The 7,205-nt window shown below is 64.7% G+C and carries 8 protein-coding genes; 6 read left to right on the top strand and 2 right to left on the bottom strand.

Annotated elements, in window-relative coordinates; genetic code table 11:
• Nucleotides 1-283 precede the first annotated feature (283 nt).
• The 4 genes from dnaX to RMO57_RS18280 are packed head-to-tail and all read left to right on the top strand — an operon-like array spanning nucleotide 284 to nucleotide 3,662.
• A complete protein-coding gene (dnaX, locus tag RMO57_RS18265; protein WP_310389069.1) occupies nucleotides 284-2,263 on the top strand; it encodes a DNA polymerase III subunit gamma/tau in 1,980 nt (659 codons plus the stop codon).
• 43 nt (nucleotides 2,264-2,306) lie between these two features.
• On the top strand, nucleotides 2,307-2,633 hold the full coding sequence (locus RMO57_RS18270; protein ID WP_310389071.1) for a YbaB/EbfC family nucleoid-associated protein: 327 nt from the start codon (nucleotides 2,307-2,309) through the stop codon (nucleotides 2,631-2,633).
• Nucleotides 2,634-2,647: 14 nt separating this feature from the next.
• Nucleotides 2,648-3,229 carry a recombination mediator RecR gene (gene recR, locus RMO57_RS18275; protein ID WP_310389073.1) on the top strand — a complete coding sequence of 194 codons (582 nt, stop codon included), beginning with the start codon at nucleotides 2,648-2,650 and terminating at the stop codon, nucleotides 3,227-3,229.
• A gap of 37 nt (nucleotides 3,230-3,266) precedes the next feature.
• Nucleotides 3,267-3,662, top strand: coding sequence for an MAPEG family protein (locus RMO57_RS18280; RefSeq protein ID WP_310389075.1), 396 nt, complete (start codon nucleotides 3,267-3,269; stop codon nucleotides 3,660-3,662).
• Nucleotides 3,663-3,671: 9 nt separating this feature from the next.
• On the opposite strand, the gene RMO57_RS18285 is transcribed toward RMO57_RS18280, so the two are convergent.
• Both RMO57_RS18285 and gloB read right to left on the bottom strand, forming a co-directional pair.
• The gene (locus RMO57_RS18285) at nucleotides 3,672-5,279 is read right to left on the bottom strand and encodes a transglycosylase SLT domain-containing protein (protein ID WP_310389077.1); all 1,608 of its coding nucleotides are present in this window, start codon (nucleotides 5,277-5,279) and stop codon (nucleotides 3,672-3,674) included.
• Complete coding sequence (gene gloB, locus RMO57_RS18290; protein WP_310389079.1) at nucleotides 5,276-6,058, bottom strand: hydroxyacylglutathione hydrolase; 783 nt, start codon at nucleotides 6,056-6,058, stop codon at nucleotides 5,276-5,278. Before gloB ends, RMO57_RS18285 begins: the two co-directional genes overlap by 4 nt.
• A 38-nt stretch (nucleotides 6,059-6,096) precedes the next feature.
• Between gloB and RMO57_RS18295 the strand changes: the two genes are divergently transcribed.
• Nucleotides 6,097-6,885 carry a class I SAM-dependent methyltransferase gene (locus RMO57_RS18295; protein WP_310389081.1) on the top strand — a complete coding sequence of 263 codons (789 nt, stop codon included), beginning with the start codon at nucleotides 6,097-6,099 and terminating at the stop codon, nucleotides 6,883-6,885.
• The coding region (locus tag RMO57_RS18300; RefSeq protein ID WP_414896453.1) for an RNase H family protein at nucleotides 6,882-7,205 on the top strand (324 nt) is incomplete at its 3' end. The genes RMO57_RS18295 and RMO57_RS18300, both read left to right, overlap by 4 nt.

Consider the following 7,205-nt stretch of genomic DNA (forward strand, 5'->3'; position numbering starts at 1 on the left):
CGCGAGGCCAGCACTTCGGTGAAGCCATGGGCGCCGAGGTGGGCGCCGGTGGCGGCAGCGGCGCGCTGGGCGCTGATCTTCAAGGGATCAATCAAGTCGTAATTGACACCAGCTTGGCTGTAGCTGAGGGTGTCGGCGGAGGAGGGGGCTGCATGCGTACTCATGGGGCGGGATTATCGGTCAGTCTGTGCGTGCACCATCGCCGGCCGCGCCAATAGTCCGCAATGAAGGGCCGAGCTTCATCGGTCGGGGTAACGAGCAAGCCCCCGTAGAATCTAGATCCATGAGCTATCAGGTCCTCGCCCGCAAATATCGCCCCCACAGTTTTGAAGAACTGGTGGGCCAAGAGCATGTGGTACAGGCCTTGGTCAATGCGCTGACCCAGCAACGCCTGCATCACGCCTATCTGTTCACCGGCACGCGCGGTGTCGGCAAGACCACGGTGTCGCGCATTCTGGCCAAGAGCCTGAATTGCACCGGCGCCGACGGCCAGGGCGGCATCACCGCCACGCCCTGCGGCGTCTGTGACGCCTGCCGCGACATCGATGCCGGCCGTTTTGTCGACTACATCGAGCTCGACGCGGCCTCCAACCGCGGCGTCGAGGAGATCTCGCAGCTGCTTGACCAGTCGGTCTACAAGCCGGTGATGGGGCGCTTCAAGGTCTACATGATCGACGAAGTCCATATGCTCTCCAACACCGCCTTCAACGCGATGTTGAAGACGCTGGAGGAGCCGCCGGACTATTTGAAGTTCGTGCTGGCCACCACCGACCCGCAGAAAGTACCGGTCACCGTCTTGTCCCGCTGCCTGCAATTCAATCTGCGGCCGATGGCGCCGCAGACCGTGTTGGCTCATTTGCGCCAGGTGCTGCAGGCCGAGAACGTGCCCGCCGACGCCGGGGCTCTGCGTTTGCTGAGCCGCTCGGCGCGCGGGTCGATGCGCGACGCGCTGTCGCTGACCGATCAGGCGATCGCGTTTGGTGCCGGCAGCCTGGTCGAGGACGGTGTGCGCCAGATGCTGGGCACGGTGGACCGCGGCCATGTGGTCGCCATTCTGGCTGCCTTGATTGCGGCCGATGGCGCCGACGTGGTGGCGCAGGCCGATGGCTTGCGCAGCTTGGGGCTTTCGGCGGCCGGCACGCTGGAAGATTTGGCCGGCCTGCTGCAGCAGATGGCGGTGGCCCAAGCCGCACCCGGTGCGCTGGATGATCAAGATCCGGATACCGCTGAGGCCGAGCGTTTGGCGGCGTTGCTGCCGGCGGATGAAATTCAGCTGATGTACAGCATGGCTTTGCACGGCCGCCAAGAGCTGGCCTTGGCGCCGGATGAATACGCCGGGCTTTTGATGGTCTTGTTGCGCATGCTGAGCTTCAGGCCGCAAGGTGCGGCGGGATCGCAGGCCAGCAAACCAAGGCCCAAGACGGCAGCGACGAGCGCGCCTTTGCTGCGGCCGCAAGTGGCGCAAACGACGGTGCAAACGACGGTGCAAACGCCGTTGCGAACGCCGGTCTCGCTTGAAAATAATTCTGCCCCGGCAGCGTTGCATAGCGTTGCCGAGCCAGCCGCACCACTGAGCGTGCGTGCGGCACCCGCAATGGCGCAGACCGCGCCCTTGCCGGAGCAAGCGACGAGTGGCCACAGTGCCCGTTTGCGGCCGCGCGCCGTGGAGGCTAGGACCGCGCCCGCGCCCGTGCCTGCATCGACGTCCGCCGGCCAGGAACCGCCGCCTTGGATGGATGCGCCGCCTGCCGAAGACGAGGGCGGGCGTTCGGACGAGGCGCCACAGTTTGATGCCGGGGTCGATGATGATGCAGCCGAGCTGTCGAGCAAGGCCTATGCCTCGACATCCGGCAGTGATGTCGCGCTGCAGCCCACCGCGCTGGGCGAGCGCTGGGCCGAACAGATCCGGCCCATGGGCCTGTTGGCCTTGACGCGTGAACTGGCCGTCAGGTCGGAATGCGTCGGCGTCGAGGAGCAGGGCGAGGCCTTGCTGTGGCGTTTGCGGGTTGAGCGCGAGTCGCTGCGTCAACCGGCACTCAAGGACAAGCTGCAGGCCGCACTGAGCGCTTTTTTGGAACGCCCCGTGCTGATTGAGCTGGAGGCCGGGATTGCCCACGATTCGCCGGCGCTGCGTGACGCGGCCCAGCTGCAGGCGCGCCAACGCGCCGTCGAGCAGATCGTGGTCGAGGACCCGCTGGCGCAAGCTTTGCTGGCGCAGTTCAAGACCGCGCGGATCGTGCCCGGCTCGATCCGCGCGCATTGATTTACAAGCACCCCAAGCAATTGAAAACTGAAGGAGAACGATGATGATGAAGGGTCAACTCGCGGGTCTGATGAAGCAGGCTCAGGCGATGCAAGACAACATGAAAAAGGCGCAGGACGAGTTGGCGCTGGTCGAGGTCGAGGGCCAATCGGGCGCCGGTCTGGTCAAGGTCGTGATGACCTGCAAGAACGACGTCAAGCGCGTCACCATCGATCCCAGCTTGCTGACTGACGACAAAGACATGCTGGAAGATTTGGTCGCCGCCGCGTTCAATGATGCGGTGCGCCGCGCCGAGGAAGTCAGCTCGCAGAAGATGGGCAAGCTGACCGCCGGCATGCCGATGCCGCCCGGCATGAAGTTCCCGTTTTAAGTCAGCCCAGATAGGTGACTGCACTAGAAACCTTGATCGATGCGCTCAAGCGCCTGCCGGGCGTGGGCCAGAAGTCGGCCCAGCGCATGGCCTATCACCTTCTGCAACACGACCGCGACGGCGCGGCGCAGTTGGCGCTGGCGCTGCGTGCGGCGGGCGAGCAAATCGGCCATTGCAGGCGCTGCCATACCTTCAGCGAAACCGAGATTTGCAGCATTTGCGCCGACGTCAGCCGTGACCCAGGCCTGCTCTGCGTGGTCGAGTCGCCGGCCGACCAAGCGGCCCTTGAGCGCACCAATTCCTACCGTGGCTACTACTTTGTGCTGCTCGGGCGAGTCAGCCCGCTGGACGGCGTCGGGGTGACTCAGATCGGTGCGGCGGAGCTGCTGTTGCGGGCCGCCGAAACCGGTGTGGCCGAGGTGATTCTGGCCTGCAGTTTCACCGCTGAGGGCGAGGCTACCGCCCATGTGCTGGCCGAGGCGCTGCGTTCGCGCGGCATCCTTGCCACCCGTCTGGCGCGCGGCGTGCCGGTCGGCAGCGAGCTGGAATATGTAGATCTGGGCACCATCGCCCATGCCCTGGTCGACCGGCGCTGAGGCGCTGTAGACCCTTCACGAACCTGGAGCTGTTTCGATGACGATTGCCAACTATTGCATGCTCGTGGCCTGCGCTTTGCCTGTTGTTTGCGCAGGCTTGGCCAAGTCGGGCGGCTTCGGCCGGCCGCGCCGCGACGGTGGCTATGACAACCACAACCCACGGGCCTGGCTGGCGCAACAAACCGGCCGGCAGGCGCGCGCCAATGCCGCACAGGCGAATAGTTTTGAGGCCTTGCCGCTGTTCATCGCCGGCGTCTTGGTGGCCCAGCAAATGGCCGCGCCGCAGGGTTTGGTCGACGCCCTGGCGCTGGGCTTTGTGGCCGCGCGGGTCGCCTACATCGCAGCCTATCTGGCCGACAAGGCAGCGCTGCGCTCGGTGATCTGGTTTGCCGGCGTGATCTGCAGCGTGGCGCTGTTTTTCAGCGCCCGCTGAACCCGTCCGTTAGCGTTTGCTCATCTGGCGTGCCGGCGTGCCGGTGTAGGGCGCGCCGGCCTTGCTGGTTTTGGTGGCCTGGCTAGACTTGCCCGGCTTGCTCGCCTTGGCGCCACTGCTCGCTTTGGCGACGGTCGCGCGTTTGGGCGCGAAGGCCTGGTACATCACCACGGTCTGGCCGGGCTTGAAGGCTGCTTTGACGCCGACCTTGTTCCATTGCGCCACCTGCGCTGGGCTGACGCGGTAACGGTTGGCCATGCTCTGCACCGTGTCGGCCTTGCCGGCCTTGTAGCTGACGCGGCGCAGCGCCGGCGCATCGGGAGCCAGGTCGATGGCGCCATGTTCCGCCATGTGCTCGGACACATCTTCGATCCGGTGTGCGGCTCTGGGCACCAGCAGAGTCGAGCCCTTTTTGACCAGCATGCGCGGCGGGATCTTATTGATCTCGCGCAGCTGTGCTTCGCTCATGCCGACTTGTCTTGCCGCCGCCGCCGGGCTCATGGTTTGGCTCACGGTCCAGGCGGTCCAGCTGGCCAACGGGCCACGGTGCGCCGCCAAGGATTCGGTGAAGGTGCGCGCATTGTCATAGGGCAGCAGCATCTGGTTGCTGCCTGCCGCCAGCATCACCGGCTTGTTCATCTGCGGGTTGAATTGTTTGAACTCGTCCACCTTCATGCCGGCCAGGCGTGCCGCCAAGTCAACATCAATGTCACGGTCCAGCGTGACGCTGAGGAAATACGGGTGGTTGGACATGGCCGGCAAGCTCAGCCCGAATTTCTGCGGAGCCAGCACGATGTTCTTGACCGCCTGCAGCTTGGGCAGGTAGTAGCGCGTCTCGTCGGGCATTTTCAAATTGTCGTAGTCGGTCGGCAGGCCCGCCTTCAGGTTACGGTTGATGGCTTTTTGCACATTGCCCTGGCCCCAGTTGTAGGCGGCCAAGGCGAGCTGCCAGTCGCCGCCGAACATCTTGTGCAGGCGCTCCAGATAGTCGAGCGCGGCTCGGGTCGAGGCCAGCACAGCGCGCCTGTCGTCGCGGAAGATGTTTTGCTTCAGGGCGAAGTCGCGTCCGGTAGCCGGCACGAACTGCCACATGCCCGAGGCCTTGGCGGTCGACATTGCTTGCGGGTTGAAGGCACTTTCGATGAAGGGCAACAAGGCCAACTCGGTCGGCATGCCGCGCTTCTCGACTTCTTCAATGATGTGAAAGAGGTAGCGCCCACCGCGCTCGGCCATGCGCTGCACATAGTCCGGCCGGGTGCTGTACCAGATTTCGGCGCGGCGTACGCCGTCGTTGTCCAGCTCGGGCATGTCAAAGCCCTTGCGCAGGCGCACCCACAAATCGGCCGCGGCCTTGGCCTCATTCAGATCGATGGCCACGCCGGGTTGCAGGCTGTCCTCCAGCACCGGATGGGCGGCCTCGATCGGCGCGGCGCTGAGCGTGGCCGTCGGCTGGTCAGCGGGATGGGGTGCCGGGCTCCAGCTGCGCGGCAATGCATTGCGCTCACTGTTGGGGGTCAGGTCTTGCTGCGGTGCGGTGCTGGCGCAGGCGCCGAGCAGGCCGGCGATCAGCAAGGGGCTCAGGCGCCGGAGCAGCGCCGGCAGTTGAATCGTCATCATCGGTAGTTGTTCTTCCATTGGCGCAGGTGAGTGAACACCTCGACCGGGTTGTTGGTTTGACCTGCGGCCGCGAATGATTGGGCCGCCACTATGACGGCCGGCTCGCTGCAGCGCAAGAAGGGGTTGATCTGAAGTTCCAGGCTCAAGCTGGAAGGCAGGGTGGGCAGGTCGCGCTGACGGCGCTCCAGGCACCATTGCTGATAAGTGGCCAGCTCGGCGTTGGCCGGCTCTATCTCGCGCGCAAAGCGCAGATTGGCCAAGGTGTATTCATGGGTACAACAAACCCGCGTGTTGCCGGGCAGGGCGGCCAGCGTCTGCAACGACGCAAACATCTGCGCCGGCGTGCCCTCAAACAAGCGCCCGCAGCCACCCGAAAACAGCGTGTCGCCGCAGAACAGCAGCGGCGCGTTGGCGTCGCCGGGTTGGTCGCAGTAAAACGCGATATGGCCGGCGGTATGGCCGGGCACGTCCAGCACCTGAAAATTTTGACCCAGCAGTTGGCAGTGATCGCCGCTTTGACAGGGCGTTATGGGTACCGGCATGCGCTCGTGCGCAGGGCCAAAAATCGGACCTCTTAAATGCGGAAGCAGCTCGATCAGGCCGCCAATATGGTCGGCGTGGTGATGCGTCACTAGAATGCCAGCCAAACGCAGCGAGCGCGCCGCCAAGGCGTCAAGAACCGGGCCGGCGTCACCCGGATCGACCACGAGAGCCTCGGCCCCATCGTGAAGCATCCAGATGTAGTTGTCCGCGAAGGCAGCGATGGCCTCCAGTTTCATGCAGTCAAACCCTTGCCTGTTTTCACTCTTTCACGCCCATGGCCGATGAAGTCCCGATTATAGAGTTGGCCGCATGGCTGCAGACCCCGCCGGGGCGCTATTTGCTGGCCTGGGAGCAGGCGCAGATGGATGCGGCGGTGGTGGATCTGTTTGGCTTTCATGCCCTGCAACTTGGTTTGCCCGAACTGCCGGGGCTGCGCTGCAACCGCATGCCGCACCGTTGGTTGGCGCTGCCTGAGGGCAAGGAGGGCAGGGCTGGCGACGGGCAGCCATCTGGCGCGGCCCTGCATTGCGAGTTTGACAGCCTGCCGTTTGAAAGCGCCAGCCTGGATCTGGTGGTCCTGCCGCACACGCTGGAGTTGGCGGCTGACCCGCATCAAACCCTGCGCGAAGTCGAGCGGGTTCTGCGGCCCGAAGGTCGCCTGGTGATCCTGGGGCTCAATCCGGCCAGCCTCTGGGGACTCAGGCAAAATCTCGGTCGCGTGCTGCCGGGCAGGCCGCGACCCTATCTGCCGCAGGACGGGGATTTCCTTGGGTATTGGCGCTTGCGCGATTGGCTGCGCTTGCTCAGCTTCGAGGTCGAAGCCGCGCAGTTCGGCTGTTACGCCCCACCGCTTAGCTCGGCCGCATGGTTGGCGCGCTGGGCCTGGCTTGAGCCGATCGGCACCCAGTGGTGGCCGGTACTGGGGGCGGTTTATTTCATCAAAGCGGTCAAGCGCGTGCACGGCATGCGCTTGCTCGGGCTTGAGCGCAGTCGCAGCGCCAGGCGCAGCAGCGCACCGGCGGTCGCGGTGCAGCAACTTCACAATAAAGAACAAGGTTCATGAATCAAGCAGTCAGTCCTCCAGCCAGCACGGCGCCGACAGCGGCGCCGCAGATCAACAAGCCGGTCGTCGTCATCTACACCGACGGCGCTTGCAAAGGCAACCCCGGCCGCGGCGGCTGGGGTGCTTGGCTGAGTGCCGGCGGGTTTGAAAAAGAGCTGTTCGGCGGCGCGGCCGACACCACCAATAACCGCATGGAGTTGACCGCCGTGATCGAGGCGCTGGCTTCGCTGAAGCGGACCTGCGACATCACCGTCTTCACCGACAGCGAGTATGTGCGCAAGGGCATGACCGAGTGGATGGCCAGTTGGAAGCGGCGCGGC

The sequence above is a fragment of the Roseateles sp. genome, assembly GCF_031397715.1.
GTDB lineage: Bacteria > Pseudomonadota > Gammaproteobacteria > Burkholderiales > Burkholderiaceae_C > Paucibacter_A.